The organism is Arthrobacter sp. NPDC056727, assembly GCF_042790555.1.
GTDB lineage: Bacteria > Actinomycetota > Actinomycetes > Actinomycetales > Micrococcaceae > Arthrobacter.
Genome location: NZ_JBHTZA010000001.1, coordinates 264,382 through 282,778, shown reverse-complemented (window position 1 = coordinate 282,778; position 18,397 = coordinate 264,382). Strand labels below are relative to the sequence as shown.

At 68.4% G+C, this 18,397-nt stretch carries 16 protein-coding genes; 7 read left to right on the top strand and 9 right to left on the bottom strand.

The annotated features are described in order from the left end of the window. Nucleotides 1-11 precede the first annotated feature (11 nt). The 5 genes from ACFRAH_RS01270 to ACFRAH_RS01250 form a co-directional block, all read right to left on the bottom strand. Nucleotides 12-233 (bottom strand): hypothetical protein, encoded by a 222-nt coding sequence (locus tag ACFRAH_RS01270; RefSeq protein ID WP_377989102.1) that lies wholly within the window; start codon nt 231-233, stop codon nt 12-14. Further along, nucleotides 230-1,459 carry an anion permease gene (locus tag ACFRAH_RS01265; protein ID WP_377989101.1) on the bottom strand — a complete coding sequence of 410 codons (1,230 nt, stop codon included), beginning with the start codon at nt 1,457-1,459 and terminating at the stop codon, nt 230-232. Before ACFRAH_RS01265 ends, ACFRAH_RS01270 begins: the two co-directional genes overlap by 4 nt. 188 nt (nt 1,460-1,647) lie before the next feature. Further along, the gene (locus ACFRAH_RS01260) at nt 1,648-2,166 is read right to left on the bottom strand and encodes an HAD domain-containing protein (protein WP_377989100.1); all 519 of its coding nucleotides are present in this window, start codon (nt 2,164-2,166) and stop codon (nt 1,648-1,650) included. 67 nt (nt 2,167-2,233) lie between these two features. After that, nucleotides 2,234-3,502, bottom strand: a complete 1,269-nt coding sequence (locus tag ACFRAH_RS01255; protein WP_377989099.1) for an FAD-dependent oxidoreductase — start codon at nt 3,500-3,502, stop codon at nt 2,234-2,236. Then, nucleotides 3,495-4,820, bottom strand: coding sequence for an MFS transporter (locus tag ACFRAH_RS01250; RefSeq protein WP_377989098.1), 1,326 nt, complete (start codon nt 4,818-4,820; stop codon nt 3,495-3,497). Before ACFRAH_RS01250 ends, ACFRAH_RS01255 begins: the two co-directional genes overlap by 8 nt. Before the next feature lie 49 nt (nt 4,821-4,869). On the opposite strand from ACFRAH_RS01250, the gene ACFRAH_RS01245 reads away from it, so the two are divergent. The 5 genes from ACFRAH_RS01245 to ACFRAH_RS01225 all read left to right on the top strand — a co-directional run bounded on the left by ACFRAH_RS01245 (nt 4,870) and on the right by ACFRAH_RS01225 (nt 10,962). Continuing rightward, a complete protein-coding gene (locus ACFRAH_RS01245; RefSeq protein ID WP_377989097.1) occupies nt 4,870-5,667 on the top strand; it encodes an IclR family transcriptional regulator in 798 nt (265 codons plus the stop codon). Nucleotides 5,668-5,770: 103 nt separating this feature from the next. After that, entirely contained in the window at nt 5,771-6,898 is a 1,128-nt protein-coding gene (locus tag ACFRAH_RS01240) for a cupin domain-containing protein (RefSeq protein WP_377989096.1), read from the top strand. Beyond that, nucleotides 6,899-7,723: a fumarylacetoacetate hydrolase family protein gene (locus tag ACFRAH_RS01235; protein ID WP_377989095.1), complete on the top strand. Its 825-nt coding sequence runs from the start codon at nt 6,899-6,901 to the stop codon at nt 7,721-7,723. Continuing rightward, nucleotides 7,723-8,472: a maleylpyruvate isomerase family mycothiol-dependent enzyme gene (locus ACFRAH_RS01230; RefSeq protein ID WP_377989094.1), complete on the top strand. Its 750-nt coding sequence runs from the start codon at nt 7,723-7,725 to the stop codon at nt 8,470-8,472. The genes ACFRAH_RS01235 and ACFRAH_RS01230 overlap by 1 nt, the downstream gene beginning before the upstream one ends. Before the next feature lie 75 nt (nt 8,473-8,547). Further along, nucleotides 8,548-10,962 carry a phosphoketolase gene (locus ACFRAH_RS01225; RefSeq protein WP_377989093.1) on the top strand — a complete coding sequence of 805 codons (2,415 nt, stop codon included), beginning with the start codon at nt 8,548-8,550 and terminating at the stop codon, nt 10,960-10,962. Between the two features lie 93 nt (nt 10,963-11,055). Here ACFRAH_RS01225 and ACFRAH_RS01220 read toward each other — a convergent pair whose 3' ends face one another. From ACFRAH_RS01220 to ACFRAH_RS01210, 3 genes are all read right to left on the bottom strand, one after another. After that, entirely contained in the window at nt 11,056-11,487 is a 432-nt protein-coding gene (locus ACFRAH_RS01220; protein ID WP_377989092.1) for a VOC family protein, read from the bottom strand. Nucleotides 11,488-11,611: 124 nt separating this feature from the next. Then, a complete protein-coding gene (locus ACFRAH_RS01215) occupies nt 11,612-12,286 on the bottom strand; it encodes a response regulator (protein ID WP_377989091.1) in 675 nt (224 codons plus the stop codon). Further along, nucleotides 12,283-14,313, bottom strand: a complete 2,031-nt coding sequence (locus ACFRAH_RS01210; protein WP_377989090.1) for a DUF4118 domain-containing protein — start codon at nt 14,311-14,313, stop codon at nt 12,283-12,285. The genes ACFRAH_RS01215 and ACFRAH_RS01210 overlap by 4 nt, the downstream gene beginning before the upstream one ends. A gap of 211 nt (nt 14,314-14,524) precedes the next feature. Here ACFRAH_RS01210 and ACFRAH_RS01205 point away from each other — a divergent pair, with 211 nt between their 5' ends. Together ACFRAH_RS01205 and ACFRAH_RS01200 are read left to right on the top strand one after the other, a co-directional pair. Then, nucleotides 14,525-16,501 carry an amino acid transporter gene (locus tag ACFRAH_RS01205; RefSeq protein WP_377989089.1) on the top strand — a complete coding sequence of 659 codons (1,977 nt, stop codon included), beginning with the start codon at nt 14,525-14,527 and terminating at the stop codon, nt 16,499-16,501. Nucleotides 16,502-16,566: 65 nt separating this feature from the next. After that, nucleotides 16,567-17,187, top strand: a complete 621-nt coding sequence (locus ACFRAH_RS01200) for an L-threonylcarbamoyladenylate synthase (RefSeq protein WP_377989088.1) — start codon at nt 16,567-16,569, stop codon at nt 17,185-17,187. Between the two features lie 22 nt (nt 17,188-17,209). Here the strand turns inward: ACFRAH_RS01200 and ligD are convergent, their stop codons facing one another. Next, nucleotides 17,210-18,232 carry a non-homologous end-joining DNA ligase gene (gene ligD, locus ACFRAH_RS01195; RefSeq protein ID WP_377989087.1) on the bottom strand — a complete coding sequence of 341 codons (1,023 nt, stop codon included), beginning with the start codon at nt 18,230-18,232 and terminating at the stop codon, nt 17,210-17,212. Nucleotides 18,233-18,397 lie beyond the last annotated feature (165 nt).

The following is an 18,397-nucleotide window of genomic DNA, read 5'->3' as shown; positions in this document are numbered from 1 at the left end:
CCGGCAGGGGGTTAGCTGTTGAAGTACGGAATGATCAGGTAGAGCCCGAACAGCACGGCGATGCCGCAGAGGCCGAAGCAGGCATAGGAGAGGTACCTGACCCACACCGGCGCGCCGACCTGGCGGTCACCGGCGATGGCGGTCAGGCGGACGCCGAGGGAATAGAGGACAACGACGGTCACGGCGGCGACCAGGGTGGCGCCGGCTACGGTGAGGAGTTCCAGCCACTTCATCGCTGCGGGCCCTTCGGGTTGTTGTTCCTGGCGCGCTCGGCGGCGCGTGCCCTGGCGAGGGCCTTCTTCTTGGCGAAGCGGACAGCCTGGCCGGCTTCTTCGACTTCCACGGCGTTGTGGTGGCCCACCTGGGATTTGCGGGAGACCAGGAACATGTACAGCACGGCTCCGATTCCGGCCACGGCCGCGATCACCACGCCGATGACGCCGGTCTTGACCAGCAGCGCCGTCAGGGCACCGACGATGCCGGCGGCGGGCAGCGTGAAGAGCCAGCCGAGGGCGATCCGCCCCACCATGCCCCAGCGCACCGTGGTGCCCCGGCGGCCCATGCCGGAGCCGATCACGGAGCCGGAGGCGACCTGGGTGGTGGACAGCGCAAAGCCCAGGTGTGAGGAGGCGAGGATGGCGGAGGCCGTGCTCGACTCGGCCGCGAAGCCCTGCGCGGGCTTCACCTCGGTGAGCCCTGCTCCCATGGTCCTGATGATGCGCCAGCCGCCGGCGTAGGTTCCGACGGCGATAGCGAGCGCACACGCCGTAATCACCCACAGCTGCGGGCCCGTGCCGGGCTCCTGCGTCCCCGCGGCGATGAGCACCAGGGTGATGATGCCCATGGTCTTTTGCGCGTCGTTGGTGCCGTGTGCCAGCGCCACCAGGCTGGAGGTGAAGATCTGGCCGGTCCGGAAGCCGCCGCGCTTCTGCGTCAGCTTGCTGCCGGTTTCCGGATCATGCCGGGACGTGAGCGCGTAGGCGATCCGGGTGCAGACGTACGCCACAAGTCCGGCGATGACCGGGGCGAAGACGGCGGGCAGAATGACCTTCTGCAGCAGCGTCTCAAGATTGACCGAGTGGAAGCCGATGCCGACCACCGCTGCGCCGATGAGGCCCCCGAACAGTGCATGGGACGAACTGGAAGGCAGTCCCTTGAGCCAGGTGATCATGTTCCACAGGATGGCGCCCATAAGGCCGGCGAAAATAATGTCCGGCGTGATCTGGACCCCGCCTGACCCCTCGCGGATGATGCCGCCCGAAACCGTCTTGGCGACCTCTGTGGACAGGAAAGCGCCGACGAGGTTCAGGGCCGCCGCGAGGGCAACCGCAGTCTTCGGCTTGATGGCACCGGTGGCAATGGGCGTGGCCATCGCATTCGCAGTGTCATGGAAACCGTTCGTGAAGTCGAAAAATAATGCCAGCGCAATGACCAGCGCCACCATGAAGGTGATGTCCACCTGTTGCCCAATCTGCAGAGTCTACGTACAGCAGTTCCACTTCCCCTGCCTGCACTGCACAGCATAGTTCACCCGGTCTTCACGAGGTGTTAAGAGGGTGGGGATAGCGGAGCTGCAGGGCAGGCTTGAAACCTTATCGATGGTACGCGTCCTGCAGTCGAGGTCCAACCTGCGCCGCGTACGGCCTGTCACACCTTCGGGTCCGGAGGCCGCGCGAAGGCGCGGACTGCCTCCAGGTCAGCGGGCGAAAGGCCGGTCCGGGGGTCCGGCGAGACCAGCAAGGCACGGCGGCCAAGGATGCGCGCCCACGCCTGCGCACGTCTCTCAAAGGCGAGCTGGTCGTCCACCCAGATGATCCGCTCCGGGGTGTTCCTGCCCACATCAGCCTGGATGGCTTCCAGCTTCCACCATTCCGCGCCGCCTCCGGACCCGCCGGCGGTCAGCACGGGCCACGAGCTTCCCTTCAGTCCCGTGACCGGGCAGAGCACGGCGGGCGCCAGTTCCTCCCAGCTGGTGAGCCAGACGCAGCGGAGACCGGGCCACACCGCCAGCCGGTTCAGGGCCGCCACCAGCTCCGCCGCGTAGGCCACTTCCAGCATCCCGGCGTAGGCGTAGTGCCAGGCCGAGTCCCAGGGCGTGTGCCCGGCCGGGCCGAACGGGCACACGACGCCGTCCACATCGAGGTAGAGGGTGACTGTATTTTCCACGGCGTTCCTCCAGCGCCTGCTCTGCAGCCCACGCTACGGACACCGTGTCCGGAGGGGCAAGGGTTTGTTAGGCGGGGACCCTCACCCGGTCCGCCGGCGCCGCTGCGGCGGGCACGCCGTCGCCGTCCTGGCCGTACAGCCAGTCGTTGTACTGGAAGTCGCCGTCCTTCCGGCTCTTGAAGAGCAGGTTGCGCAGGGTGCGGGCCAGCCCCGATACGTGCCAGGATTCGCCCCAGACGCGCGCTGTCCGCTGCACCCGGGCCGTGCGCGCGCCGCGTGCAGAGTTGAACGCCCGGATGGCGGCATCCCAGGCGTCCGGGTCTGCGCCGTCCTCCGTGAAGACGGTCCCGAGGCTCGCTTCCTCAAGCACGGCGGCGTCCTCGAGGGCCTGGCAGGCGCCCTGGGCAAGGTACTGGAGCATGGGGTGCGCGGCGTCACCCATCAGGACCATCCTGCCGGCCACCCAGTTTTCGATGGGGTCACGGTCGTACATGGGCCAGCGGATACCCGTGGCGAGGTTTTTCAGGGCCTCCCGGACCGCGGGCACGCAGTCCCTGTACGCCGCCTCGAGCTCGTCCACTCCCCCGTACTGTTCCTCTCCGCGTTCGAAGGAGGCTGACTTGAACACTGCCACGGTGTTGAGCAGCTCGCCCTTCCGCAGCGGGTACTGGACCAGGTGGCAGTCCGGCCCAAGGTAGACAATCACGTCCTCGAGGTCGCCCCGGGGCGTGTCCGCCGTGATGGGGACGGTTCCGCGGTAGGCCACGTACGACGACGGCACAAGGCCCGATGACGATACAGCGCCGTCCTGCGCCACCTCACGCCGGAGGGTGGACTTGAGTCCGTCCGCTCCGAGGACGACGTCGGCCTCCCAGGTGGAACCGTCCGCCGCCAGCGCGGTGGCCCGGCCGTCCGCGGTCCGGACGGCCTCGACCGCCACATCGTTGACCAGGCGGACGCCGGCGTCCCGGCAGGCCTCAAGGAGGATGCGGTGCAGGTCGCTGCGGTGTATGACGACGTAGGGGGCGCCATACCGTTCTTCGAAGCTGCCGCCCAGTGACTGCCGGGTGAGTTCCTCGCCCGTTACAGCGTCGCGGAAGACCAGATGCTTGGGCCGGACCCCGATCTCCAGCGCCTTGTCCAGCAGGCCCCAGCGCTTGAGGACGCGGGAGGCGTTGGGCGCCATCTGCAGGCCCGCCCCGACTTCGCCGAACTCCGGCGCCCGTTCCAGCAGGGTGACCTCCGCGCCGTTCCCGCGGAGGGCGAGGGCGCCGGCCAGGCCGGCCATGCCGCCGCCGATCACCAGGACATCGGTGGACGGTTTCGGGTTAGACATTATTGACTCCTACAGGTGTTGAGGTTGTGCGGATGGTTTTTGCGCCGACGGCCACCAGCAGGAGTGCTGCGACGGCGGCTGCCCCGGCGAAGGCCAGGAAGTTGGAGTTGACGCCCAGCCCCGCTGCCAGCAGCAGGCCGCCGGCCTGGGGTGCGGCCACGGCGCCGATCCGGCCCACACCAAGGGCCCAGCCGAGGGCCGTCCCCCTCAGGTGGGCCGGGTAGTGGCTGGCGACGGCGGCGATCACCAGGCACTGCGTGCCGTGCGTCCCGACGCCGGCCAGCACCAGCATCAGGTAGACCACCGTGACCGGCGGGCCGGCCACGAGCACCAGGAGGGCGACGGCGGCGACGGCGGCTGCTGCCACCGCCGTCGGGACGGGGCCGAAGCGGGTCCCGGCCCAGGCGGTCGCCACGGAACCGACGACGGCGCCAAGGTTCAGGGCCAGGGCGAACGTCAGCGCGGAACCGAGGTTGTAGCCGGCCAGCTGCATCAGGTTGGGCAGCCAGGTGCCCAGCCCATACCAGGCGAAAAGGGTCACCAGGGTGGCCACGGCATAGAGCACACTCACGCCCAGGTACGGTGCTCGGAGCAGCGAACCAAATCCGGCGGGACGGCTTTCCCGGGCTGGGGTTCCGGCGTGCTGGTCTCCGGCCGGTGGCAGGGTCTCGGGCAGGTAGCGCAGGCCCACCGGGATCACCACCGCCAGTGCCAGCACCGCGACGAGGAACATGACGGGCCAGCCAAAGGCCGGGATCAGCGGAATGCCGGCCAGCGCCGCCAGTGATCCGCCGATCGGCACGCCTGACATCATCAGGGTGGCGATGGTGGACCGCCACTTCGCGGGTACGAGTTCGGCCACGAGGGCGTTGGCCGAGGGCACCAGTCCGCCGAGGCCGATCCCCGCCATGAGCCGCAGTGCGCCGAACACATAGGCGTTCGGGGCGAAGGCGCACAGGATGGTGAAGATGGAAAACACCACCGCGCAGCCGAGGATGGTTCGGCGGCGGCCCCAGGTGTCGGCCATCCGGCCGGCAAAGACGGCACCGATCATCATGCCGGCGAAGGCCATGGACCCGACCGTCCCGGCGGTGGCCTTCGTCAAACCCCAGCCGGTGTCGCTGATGAGCGCGGACTGGACGGTGCCGTAGACGATGAGGTCGTAGCCGTCGAAGACCACCAGCAGCCAGCAGACGAGCACGGCCATGGCGGACTGTTTCGAAAACTTGGGCGGCTCCGCGGACTTCGGCGGCGCTGGCGTGGACACTGCTCCGGACGCGGACCGCTCCGTCGCGGCAGCGGAAGGTGTGTGATTCATGCCACCAACTGTCAGTGCTGAAGCAGTGGCCTTCCAATAGAATTCTGTCATGCAGAACTTGCCGCTTCGGAAGAAGCCCGCGTATTCCATCGAGGCGGTGGACAACGCACTGCAGCTGCTCCAGCTCCTGCGCGACGGGGGCAGCCTGCGGCTCAAGGACGCCGCGGATGAACTGGGCGTGGCTCCGTCCACCGCGCACCGCCTGCTGGCCATGCTGGTGTACCGGGGCTTCGCGGTGCAGGACGAAAACCGGCGCTACGTCCCCGGACCCGCGATGGGGGCTGGTCCGGCCGGCGTTCCATGGACCCGGCTGCTGCGGAACGTCTCCCGGCCGCACATGGAACTGCTGAGCTCGCGCCTGAACGAGACCGTGAACCTCATGATCCGGGTGGGCACCAAGGTCCGCTTCCTGGAGACGGTGGAGGGCACCAGCACCCTTCGGGTGGGCGACCGGCAGGGCACTGTGCTGCCGGCGAACAGGGCGTCCGGCGGCAAGGCGATGCTGGCAGAGCTGGAGCCGGCGCTCATTGAGCAGCTGTTCCGGAGCCAGAACGCGGAGATCGGCGGCGACAGCATTCCCGACGCCGAGTACCCGGCCTTCCTGCGGGAGCTGGAAACGGTCCGAGGGAACGGCTTCGCGGCGAACTTCGAGGGCACCGAGGAGGGCATCAGCGCCCTGGGCATGGCCCTGCACAACGGGAAGGGCGAGGTGGTGGGCGCGATCAGCGTGGCCACGCCGGTGACCAGGTTCCGCGCGGTGTTCGACGGCGGCCTGGTGGCGGCCATGCTGGAAACGCGCCGGCAGCTGGAGATCGACATCGCCGCCAACCCTGCGGAGCCAGGCTGACCTGAGTAAATTCTGCCTGCCAGAATATCGTGGGGATCACGGCCCCGGTGTCTCTAATCTCGGTACTACGCCAGACGTACCAGGAACCACCGAGGAGGCCGCCGTGTCCATCAGCGCCGAGACCACGACCCACGAATCCGTTGCCGCCGCCCATGTGGCCCCGGAGCCGACGCCGGAGGAGGCCGCGCAGCTGGAGCAGCTGTACCGGGACTTCGACAAGGAAAACCTCATCCCGCTGTGGACCGAAATCGGCGACCTGATGCCGATGGTCCCCTCACCCAAGGCCGTGCCCCATGTGTGGCGCTGGCACGACCTCTACCCCCTGGCTGCCCGCGCCGGTGACCTGGTTCCCGTGGGGCGGGGCGGCGAGCGGCGGGCCATAGCCCTCGCCAACCCGGGGCTGGGTGGCACGCCCTACGCGACACCGACGCTGTGGGCGGCCATCCAGTACCTGGGCGCCCGCGAAACCGCGCCCGAGCACCGCCACTCACAGAACGCGTTCCGCTTCGTCGTCGAAGGCGAAGGCGTCTGGACCGTGGTGAACGGGGACCCGGTGGCCATGCGCCGCGGCGACTTCCTCCTGACGCCGGGCTGGAACTTCCACGGCCACCACAACGACACCGACCAGCCGATGGCCTGGATCGACGGCCTGGACATCCCGTTCGTGCACTACGCGGACGCGGGCTTCTTCGAGTTCGGCACCGAACGCGTCACCGACGAGGCAACTCCGGACATCTCCCGGTCCGAGCGGCTCTGGGCCCATCCCGGCCTGCGTCCGCTCTCCGGCTTGGACAACACCACCAACTCCCCCATCGCCGCGTACCGCTGGGAACACACGGACCGGGCATTGCGTGAGCAGCTGCTCCTGGAGGACGAGGGGCACCCGGCCACGGTCAGCCAGGGCCACGCCGCGATCCGGTACTCGAATCCGACCACGGGCGGGGACGTGATGCCCACCATCCGCGCCGAGTTCCACCGGCTCCGCGCCGGGGCCGCCACCCAGGGCCTCCGCGAGGTCGGTTCCAGCGTGTGGCAGGTCTTCGAGGGTACCGGCAGCGTGCTGCTCAACGGCGAACGCAAGGGCCTGGCCAAGGGAGACCTGTTCGTGGTCCCGTCCTGGCAGGAATGGTCCCTCGAAGCGGACAGCGAGTTCGACCTGTTCCGCTTCAGCGACGCCCCCATCTTTGAACGGCTGAACTTCAGCCGCACCTACACCGAAGGACGCAAGTAAATGAGACTCCTCACCCTCCGCACTGCTGATGGAACCGTGGCAGTCCGCCAGGACGGCGGTACCCTGACGGAGATCGACGGCTTTGCCGACGTCGGCGAGCTGCTCCGCAGCGACGACTGGGAGACCACGGCCACGGCGGCCAACGGCGCAACGCACGCGCTCGACGGCGCCGACCTCGCCGCCGTCGTACCCGCGCCCGGCAAGATCATCTGCGTGGGCCACAACTACCGGAACCACATCAAGGAGATGGGCCGGGAAATCCCGGACCATCCCACCCTGTTCGCCAAATACCAGGAATCCCTGATCGGCCCGAACGACGACCTGGCACTGCCGCAGGAATCCGACACCGTGGACTGGGAAGCCGAGCTCGCCGTCATCATCGGCAAGAAGGGCCGGCGGATCAGCGAAGCGGACGCCGCGGACCACATCGCCGGCTACTCGGTCCTGAACGACATCAGCATGCGCGACTACCAGTTCCGCACCGTGCAATGGCTGCAGGGCAAGACCTGGGAAAACTCCACCCCGTTCGGCCCGGCCCTGGTCACCAAGGACGAGTTCACCGTTGGGCCGCTGATGACCTCGGCCGTCGACGGCGAGGTCCAGCAGAGCACCCCCACCGGCGACCTCGTCTTCACCCCGGAGTTCCTGGTCGCCTACATCTCCACCATCATCACGCTGAACCCCGGTGACGTGATCGCCACCGGCACGCCCGGCGGCGTCGGCCATGCGCAGGACCCCAAGCGCTACCTGCAGGAAGGCCAGGTCCTGGTCACCACCATCGAGGGCCTGGGCCAGCTGACCAACCGCGTGGTCAAGGAGGCCTGATGGCCGCCCGGCACGACCTCGCCACCGATCCGGGCCTGCAGGAAGAACTCCTGCAGGCCCGGCGGGGCACCGCGTTCTTCGCACGCAAGTTGAACGAACTCACCGATGCAGAGCTCGACGGCGGTTCCCTCCTTCCCCGCTGGACACGCCGGCACGTCGTGGCGCACGTCGGCTACAACGCCAGGGCTGTCGCCCGGCTGGTGGAGTGGGCCGCCACGGGGGTAGAGACCCCGATGTACCCCTCCACCGAGGTGCGCGACCACGAGATTTCCTTCGGCGCGACCCTGTCACCGATCGCGCTGCGGAACCTCTTTGACCACTCCGCCGTCCACCTCAGCGTCGAATGGCGCGACCTGCCGGACCGGGACTGGGCCAGCGAGGTGAAGACCATCCAGGGCCGCACCGTTCCGGCGTCGGAAACCGTGTGGATGCGCACCCGCGAAGTCTGGATCCACGCCGTCGACCTCGGCAACGGGGCAACCTTCGCCGACGTTCCGGCACCTGTCCTGGAACGGCTCCTGCGGGACATCACCGGAGCCTGGCACGCCCGCGGCACTGACGCCGGGCTGATGGTGAGGGTGCCGGGCACAGACCTGGAGTTCGGAGACACGGGGGCGGAGGATCCGACGATCGTCAGCGGACCCCTGCCCGCCGTCGTCGAATGGGCCTCCGGCCGCGGCACCGGCGGCGTCACCGCGAGCGGGCCGGGTGCCACGTGCGGGGTGCCCGCCGCCCCGAAGTGGATCTGAGGGAGCCCAAAACCCCGGGGGTAGACTGTGCCCGTCAGCGCGGGAACGGAACCGACGGAAGGCACACCAATGGGCATGGCCGAGACAAGCGGGACGATATCGGATGAAGAGCTGGACCTCCTCCAGCGCTACTGGAGTGCGGCCAACTACCTCACGGTGGCCCAGATCTACCTCCAGGAAAATCCGCTGCTCAGGGAACCGCTGCGGCCGGAGCACATCAAGCCGAGGCTGCTGGGCCACTGGGGTACCGGGCCCGGGCTGTCCCTGATCTATGCCCACCTGAACCGGCTGATCAGGAATACATCTGCCGAGGTGCTCTTCATCGCCGGGCCCGGCCACGGCGGCCCGTCCGTGGTGGCGAACGTCTACCTCGAAGGCACCTACTCGGAGATTTACCCCGACATCAGCCGCGACGCCGAAGGCCTGCGCCGGCTGGCGCGGCAGTTTTCGACGCCGGGCGGTGTGGGCAGCCACGTTGGCCCCGCCACCCCCGGCTCCATCCACGAGGGCGGCGAACTGGGTTACTCCCTGATGCACGCCACCGGCGCGGTGATGGACAACCCGGACCTTATCGCCGCCTGCGTGGTGGGCGACGGCGAAGCAGAGACCGGCCCGCTCGCCGCCTCCTGGACGGCGCCGTTCTTCCTCAACCCGGCACGGGACGGCGCAGTCCTGCCCATCCTGCACCTCAACGGCGCCAAGATTTCCGGGCCCACCGTTCTGGGCCGCCGCCCGGACCGGGACGTCGAGGCACTGCTGCACGCCAACGGCTGGGAGCCCGTGACGGTGTCCGGCCACGAGCCCGGGAAGGTCCACCACGCCTTTGCCGCCGCCCTCGACAACGCCTACGCCACCATCCGGGACATCCAGCAGGGCGCCCGGGGCGGCGCCAGCTCTGGGGCCGCTGACGGTTCCGGAAACAACCGAACGACGGCGGCCCGCTGGCCTGCGATCATCCTCCGCACGCCCAAGGGCTGGACCGGCCCGGAGAGCGTGGACGGCAACCCCGTGGAAGGTACGTTCCGTGCGCACCAGGTTCCCTTGTCCGGTGTCCGGGACAACCCGGAGCACCTGGCGCTGCTGGAACAGTGGATGCGCTCCTACAAGCCGGAAACCCTGTTCGACGACGACGGCCGGCTCCTTCCCGAACTTGCTGCGCTGGCTCCCGAAGGCAAACTCCGGATGGGGGCGGCCCCCCGGGCCAACGGCCAGCCGTCCGTCCCGCTGGAGATTCCCGACCTCGCGCAGTACGCCGTCGACCCGGGCCAGCCGGGCTCAACCAGCATCGAAACCACCAAGCCGCTGGGCGAGCTGTTCCGCGACCTCTACACCGGCACGAAGGACAACCCGCGGTTCCGGCTGTTCTGCCCGGACGAGACCAACAGCAACCGGCTGGGCGCCGTGTTCGAGGCCACCGACCGCTGCCTCATGCTGCCGGGCAGCGACGGCGACGACCACGTCTCGGCGGACGGCCGCGTGATGGAGGTGCTCTCCGAGCACCTGTGCCAGGGCTGGCTGGAAGGCTACCTGCTGACCGGCCGGCACGGGTTTTTCGCCAGCTACGAGGCGTTCGCCATGGTCAGCGCCTCGATGACCGTCCAGCACGCCAAGTGGCTCCAGCATGCCCGCGACCTGGAATGGCGCTCGCCCGTGCCGAGCCTGAACATCCTGCTGACCTCCACCTGTTGGCGCAACGACCACAACGGCTTCAGCCACCAGGGCCCGGGCCTGATCGACACCGTGCTGTCCCTGTCCGGCGAGGTCACCCGGATCTACCTGCCGCCGGACACCAACACGCTTCTGGCCGCCGCAGATCACGCCCTCCGCAGCAAGGACTACGTGAACCTCGTCGTCGTCGACAAGCAGTCCCACCCGCAGTACCTCACGCTCGACGAAGCCAGGGCGCACGCCGAGGCCGGGGCCTCCCGCTGGGACTGGGCGGGCAACGAAAACGGCGGCGGCAGTGAACCGGACGTCATTCTCGCCTGCGCCGGCGACATCCCCACCGAGGAGGCACTGGCGGCCGCCTGGCTGCTGCAGCGCCACGTGCCCGACGCCACGGTGCGCGTGGTGAATGTCATGGATGCCATGGTTCTTCCGCCACGGGACGTGCACCCGCACGGGCTCGACGACGGCACGTTCAGTTCGCTGTTCACGGACACATGTGAGGTGGTGGTGGCATGGCACGGCTACGCCCGCTCCTTCCACCAACTCCTGCACGGCCGGCCCAACCCGGAGCGGTTCCACGTCCGCGGCTACAGCCAGCAGGGCACCACCACCACGCCGTTCGACATGGTGGTGGTGAACCGCATGAGCCGCTACCACCTGGCGCTGGAGGCGCTCCGCCGGATGCCGCGGCAGTTCGACGGCGCGGAGACCCTGGCCGGGCACTGCCACCGGCAGCTGGACGCCCACGCCGAGTACATCCGTGAGCATTTCGAGGACCTGCCCGATGTCCGCGAGTGGGTCTGGTCCCCGCCGCGTTCCTGAACCGCTTACTGCCCTAACCGCAACGCGGGGTCACTTGGCGCCCAATAAGCCTCCGTTATTGGGCGAAAAGTGACCCCGCGTTGCTTTTCTAGTTCAGGAGGCAGGCGCTGCGGAGGCTCCGCTGACGTTCACCAGCCAGGCGATGCCGAACTTGTCGGTGCACATGCCGAAGATGTCGCCCCACGGTGCCTTGTCCATCGGGACGGTGACCGTACCGCCGTCGACGGACAGCTTGTCATAATAGCCGCGCAGTTCGGCCTCGTCGTCGCCGCTCAGCGACACGGAGATGTTGTTCCCCGGCGAGTAGTCCATGGAGTTGGGGGTGTCGGCCCCCATAAGCACGAGCCCCTTCGCCGTGGTCAGCATCCCGTGCATGATCTTGTCAGTTTCGGCCGGATCTTCGCTGGCGTGGAATTCTCCGAAGGTGCTGAGCGCCAGGTCGCCACCGAACACGGACTGGTAGAAGGTCAGGGCGTCGCGGGCGTTGTCCCGGAAGCTGATGTACGGGTTGAGCAGGGTGGACACGATCGGTTCTCCTTCGGCTGTACGTGTGGCGCCCGGTGTGCGGCGCAACAGTACACATGTTGCCCGAATCCGGCTCCCCTTCATAGGGGTTCATGGAAGTTCACGGGACGTTCATAGGCGCAGGTCAGGGCCGGAAACGGTAACCGACGCCGGCCTCGGTCAGCAGATGGCGCGGGTTGCCGGTGTCCGCCTCCAGCTTGCGCCGGAGCTGCGCCATGTACACCCGCAGGTAGTTGGCTTCCTTCTCGTAGGCCGGCCCCCACACGCTGGCCAGGATCTGCTGCTGTGTGATGAGCTTCCCGGGATTCCGTACCAGCAGTTCAAGGATGCTCCACTCTGTGGGAGTGAGCCTGACGGGTTCTCCGTTCCGGGTGACCATCCGCCGCCCCAGGTCCACGCTGAACTCCGCGGTGTCCACGGTGGACGGCTCGGGGGCTTCCGGGGCACGGCGCAGGAGTGCGCGCAGCCTGGCCAGGAGTTCCTCCAGCCCGAAGGGTTTGGTGATGTAGTCGTCGGCCCCGGCATCGAGCGCATCCACTTTGTCGGATGAGCCGTGCCGGGCCGAGAGCACCAGGACCGGGGCGGTGCTCCAGCGGCGGAGTTCCCTGAGGACCGCTGCACCGTCCATGTCCGGCAGTCCGAGGTCCAGGACAACAAGCTGGGGCGGATTGCGCGAGGCAGCGAGCAGCGCCTCTTCACCGTCGGCGGCTGTCTCCACGGTGTAGCCGTGCGCCTGCAGCGTGATCCGCAGGGCCTTAAGGAGGTGCTGGTCGTCGTCGACCACGAGGACGCTGCTCACTGGGCCGCCTCCTGTTGGGTAGCGGCCGGTGAGGCGTCATGCCCTGTTGGCTCATGTCCTGTTGGGTCATGTCCCTGCAGGTCATGCCCCGTGGACAGGGGAAGCCGGATGACCATGGTGAGTCCGCCGCCGGGCGTTTCCTCGGCCGCCAGGCTCCCGCCCATGGCCGAGACGAACCCCCGGGCGACGGCCAGTCCGAGGCCCACGCCGGTTGTCTGGGAAAGGTCGTCCAGCCGCTGGAAGGGACGGAACATCGCCGGCACGTTCCGGTCCGGCACGCCGCGTCCGTGGTCGATGATCCGCAGTTCTCCGGCAGGGTGTCCGTTAAGGACGGCGCTGCTCAGCCCGCCCGCCGCGGAGGTCACGATGATGTCTGAGGCGGGAGCGTACTTGACCGCGTTTTCCGCGATGTTGGCTATCACGCGTTCCAGCAGGACGGCGTCGGCGTCGACGGCGGGAAGGTTCGGCGGGAGGATCACCCGCACCCTGCCCGCCGCCAGGCCGCGCAACGCCGGCGGTACAACATCCAGCCACCGGACGGGCTTCAGCAGGGGGCGCACCGAGTCGGCGGTGATCCTGGACATGTCCAGGAGGTTCCCCACCAGGCCGTCCAGCCGGTCCGAACATTCGTCGATGGTTTCCAACAGCTCCTGCTTCTCCTCGGGGGTGTACCTGACGGCGGTCTGCAGCAGCCCGCCGACGGCGAGCTTGATGCCGGCGAGCGGGGTGCGGAGGTCGTGTGAGACGGCCCGCAGGATGGCGGTGCGCATGCTGTTTCCTTCGGCCAGCCGAAGCACCTCCAGACGGCTGGCGGCCAGCTGCCGGCGCTCCAGCTGGGCGAGCACGTGGGCGGCGAAGGCGCCCAGCAGGCTGCTGTCGGCTGCCGGCACTGCCCGGCCGAACAGCACCAGCCAGGTGCCGTCGTCGAGCGGTTCCACCGTGTGTTCGGCGAAGTCCGTGCCCTCCCGTTCGGATTCGGTCAGTTCGCCCGCACTGGCGAGCAGCTTCCGCTCGGATTCACCGTCCCCCTTCCGGACCGCCTGCCGGTCACCGAAAGCGGACGGGTCACCCAAGGCAAACCGGCCGCCCGGCCCATACCGGTCACCCGGGGCAGCGCCGTTCCGGAAGGCCGGGCCGCTGAAGAGAGCCGCGCCCCGGACACCGAAGACGTCCAGCGCCTGTTCCAGCAGGCTGCCCACCGTGTCCTCCGCGCGGGTGGCTCCGCGGGCGAGCTCACCGAGCGTTGCCGCCTCGGCACGGGCCCGGGCGGCTTCCTTGGAGCGCCGGGCGGACCTGTCCACCACGCCGGCCACCGCCACCGAAACGCCCACGAAAACACCCAGCGCCAGCAGGTCCTGCGGGTCTTTGATGGCCAGCTCGCCGACAGGCGGCGTCGAGAAGTAATTGACCAGCAGACTGCTCCAGAGCGCACCCGCGACCGCAGGCCACAGGCCTCCCACCAGCGCCACGGCCACGGCCCCCGCGAGCTGGACCAGGACGGCGGTGGCCACACTGTGCTCGATGACGGCGAGCGCCAGCTGCATCAGGATGGGAACGGTGGCCGCCAGCACGAAGCCGACGGCGACGCGTGCGCGGCCAAGGTTCCGCTGCCGGCGCCGTCCGGTGCCGCGTCCGGCGAGGGGGTGCGGCACTACCTGCACGTCGAGGTCGCCGGCGCAGCGGATGATCCGCGTCTCAGTGCCGCCGCTCAGCAGCCGCGACAGCCGGTGTGCCCGTGACTGGCCGATGACCAGGCGGGTGGCGCCGACATGGGTTGCGAACTCCAGGAGGGCTTCGACTGTGTCCTGGGCAGCCACCGTGTGATAGCTGCCGCCCAGCTCCACCACCAGCCGCCGCTGTGATTCGAGGGCGCTGGTTGATTCGTGCGACGCGCCCTCGGTTGAGCGGATGTGGACGGCGAGCAGTTCGCCGCCGCCGGCATCATCGAGGACCTTCACGGCACGGCGGATCAGGATCTCCCCTTCAAGGCCTCCCGAGAGGCCTATGACGATCCGTTCCCCTGCCATGACGCCATTCTTTCACCTGTGCACCGCCTTGCCACGGCACGGGCTCCCCCGGTGGTGGGGTGGCTCACACGGGCGTTAAGGATGCGTCAAGATTCCGCCACCGGCGGTTCCTGTGCTGCCGCACGGTGCTACGTTCGGCTTGCCCCAGCGATGTACCGCGGCAGCAGTAACTTGCCGCGGGAGCGGGCACCAATCAGAGATGAAAGGCACCATGACCACCATGAGCCGCCCGCCGGCGGAACCTTCGGAGCTGCGCCATACCCGGAGGCAGCGGCTTTCCAGCTGGCTGCTGCTGGGACTCCAGGACAGCAAGGGATCCCATCAGGGACCAGGCGGCCAGACGACGGCGCACGAGCGGAAGCATGCGTGGTGGCAGGTCATGTGTCTCACCGGCGTGGACTACTTCTCCACCCTCGGCTATCAGCCCGCCATCGCCGCGCTCGCCGCCGGAGTCATCTCTCCGCTGGCCACGCTGGTCCTGGTGGCCGTCACGCTGTTCGGGGCATTGCCCGTTTACCGCCGGGTGGCCGGCGAGAGTTCACATGGCGAGGGTTCGATCGCCATGCTGGAGCGGCTGCTCCCCCGCTGGGGCGGGAAGCTGTTCGTCCTGGTGCTGCTGGGCTTCGCGGCGACGGACTTCATGATCACCATGACCCTCTCCGCCGCCGACGCCACGGCGCACCTCATCCAGAACCCGTATGCCCCCGGCTGGCTGCAGGGGCAGGAGGTGACGGTGACCCTGGTTCTTTTGGCGCTGCTCGCCGCAGTGTTCCTGCGTGGCTTCAAGGAAGCGATCGGGATCGCCGTCGTGCTGGTGGCGGTCTATCTGGGACTGAACGTCGTGGTGGTGGCGAGGGCCGCCTTCGAAACCCTTGGCCACCCGGCCGCCGTCGGGGACTGGTGGCAGGCCCTGGGGACATCGCACGGCAATCCCGTCCTCGCGGTGGCCATAGCCCTGCTGGTGTTCCCCAAGCTGGCGCTGGGCCTTTCCGGCTTCGAGACCGGCGTGGCGGTGATGCCGCAGGTCCGCGGCCGGGATACGGACACGGAGGAGAACCCGGCGGGCCGCATCGAGGGGACACGCCGCATGCTGACCACCGCCGCGCTGATCATGAGCGCGTTCCTGATTACCAGCAGCCTCATCACGGTAATCCTCATTCCGGCCGCAGAATTTCAGCCCGGCGGGCAGGCCAACGGACGCGCCCTGGCCTTCCTGGCGCACCAGTACCTGGGGAACGGCTTCGGGACGGTGTACGACCTCAGCACCGTCGCCATCCTGTGGTTCGCGGGAGCGTCCGCGATGGCGGGGCTGCTGAACCTGGTGCCGCGGTACCTGCCGCGTTACGGGATGGCGCCGGAATGGGCCAAGGCCGTCCGGCCGCTGGTGCTGGTGTTCGGCGTCATCGCCTTCCTCGTCACCATTCTTTTCAAGGCCGACGTCGATGCCCAGGGCGGTGCGTACGCCACCGGCGTGCTGGTACTGATGACCTCCGCGGCTATCGCCGTCGCGCTGTCCGCCCGGCGCCGCCGGCAGCGCGCACGCACCATCGGGTTCGGGCTGATCGCCCTCGTGTTCATCTACACCACAGTGGCCAATGTCATTGAGCGGCCCGAGGGCATCCGGATCGCCGGGTTTTTCATTCTCGGGATCATCGTCATTTCGCTCCTGTCCCGGATCGGGCGGTCCTTTGAGCTGCACGCCACCCATGTGCGCCTCGACCGGACGGCACTGGAGTTCGTGGCGGCGGATGAGAGCGGCCCCATCGGGATCATCGCGCACGAACCCCGCAGGCTCACCGCGGAGGCATACCGGCAGAAGCTGACGTCGGCCATCGAGGTCAGCCACCTGCCGGTCCATTACCAGGCGCTGTTCCTTGAGGTGATTGTGGACGACTCGTCCGACTTCGAAACCGAGCTGCAGGTGCACGGCGTGGTGCGGCACGGCTACCGGGTGCTGGAGGTCCACGGGCCCGTTGTGCCGAACACCATCGCCTCCGTGCTCCTGCACATTCGGGACGTCACCGGGCTCATGCCGCACATCTATTTCCGCTGGACCGAGGGCAATCCGGTGGTGAACCTGCTGCGTTTCCTGTTCCTCGGCGAGGGTGAGATCGCCCCGGTCACCCGGGAGGTGCTGCGGGAGGCCGAGCCGGATGTCACGAAGCGTCCGTGGGTGCATGTGGGGTGAGCATGTTGGACGGCTGGCGCTCGCGAATGCGTGCGCGGAACGCCGCCCGGCCGTAGGCTCAACGCATGGCGAAATTCTTTGATGTCCACCCCGAGGACCCCCAGCCCCGCGCAATCTCGCAGATCGTGCAGCTCCTTCGATCAGGCGGGCTGATCGCCTACCCCACGGACTCCTGCTACGCCCTCGGCGCCCAGCTGGGCAACAAGGAGGCGCTGGACCGGATCCGCAGCATCCGCCAGCTGGACGACAAGCACCATTTCACGCTAGTCTGCCGGGACTTCGCGCAGCTGGGGCAGTTTGTGAACATCGGAAACGACGTGTTCCGCAGCATCAAGTCCGTCACGCCGGGCAGCTACACGTTCATCCTGCTGGCCACCAAGGAGGTTCCGCGCCGGCTGCTGCACCCTAAGAAGAAGACGGTGGGCGTTCGCATCCCGCGGCACAACTTCGTCCAGGCGCTGCTGGCCGAGCTCGGCGAACCCCTGCTGTCCAGCACGCTGCTGCTGCCGGACGAGGAGGAACCCCTGACCCAGGGCTGGGAGATCAAGGAGCGGCTGGACCACGTAGTAGACGCGGTGGTCGAGTCCGGTGACACGGGCTCCGAGCCGACCACCGTCGTCGACTTCTCCAGCGGCACCGCCGAGGTGGTGCGCCGCGGCACCGGCGATCCCTCGCGCTTCGAGTAGGGGCGGGATGGAGTAGCGCCGGCTACTCCGGCTTCTTCGCCCGGCTGGGCTGCACGCGGGGCGGCTCGCCCGGCATCTTCGGGTAGTCCGGCGGGAAGGGCAGTTCCCCCAGGCCGTTTTTAAGGTCGCGACCCCACCACTCCAAGAGCGTACCGATGGTGCCAGCCTTCGCATGCATGTCCGCCCACGGGTCCCCCACCGTTTTCAGCCTGTCCGGCACCGTGAGGATGGTGAAGTCCTTGGGCCTGGCATCCGCCAGCTCGTCCCAGGTGATGGGGCAGGAAACGGACGCGTGTGGAAGGGCCCGCGGGCTGTAGGCACCGGCGATGGTGCGGTCCCGGTTGGCCTGGTTGAAGTCGACAAAGATGCGCTCGCCGCGTTCCTCCTTCCACCAGTTCGTGGTGACCTTGTCCGGCATGCGCCGCTCAAGCTCCCTGGCGGCCGCGATCACCGCGTGGCGGACGTCCAGGAACTCACGGTTCGGCTCTATGGGCGCGTAGACGTGCAGGCCGCGGTTTCCCGACGTCTTCAGGAAGGCTTCCAGCCCTGCCTCCGCGAGCACCTTGCGCAGTTCCAGGGCGGCGGGGATGGCGTCGTCGTAGTCGGTGCCGGGCTGCGGGTCCAGGTCGATGCGCAGCTGGTCCGGGTTGTCCGAGTTGTCCGCGCGGGATGGCCACGGGTGAAAAACCACCGTGTTCATTTGCGCGGCCCAGACCACCGCAGCCGGCTCGTCGAAGACCAGCATGGGGTGCGAACGGGCGCTCGGGAACACCACCTTCACCGTGCGGATGAAGTCAGGAGCACCCTTGGGCGGGTTCTTGGAGAAAAACTGCTCGCCGTCCACGTCGCCCGAAAACCGCTGCAGGGCCACCGGCCGGTCACCGTTCGCCCGGATGAAGGCCTCCCCCACATCCACGAAGTAGCGCGCCAGGTCCAGCTTGGTCAGTCCCAGTTCGGGCCACAGCACCCGGCTCGGACTGGAGATGCGCATTTCCCTCGGGCCGCCGGGCCCGTCGACACTGATGGTGGTCTGTTCACTGGCCATGGGGACAACCTACCCCGCCCGGCGTGCGGCGTCAGCAGTTAGCCAACCACGGTTCCTTCCGGAACTTTACCCGCCGAGGTGAGCACCGCCGTCGGGCACTGAGAAAACATCTGCCTGTTCTCTGGGCAGCGGCGGGACCATCTGTAAGGATGAAAGCCACGGGCG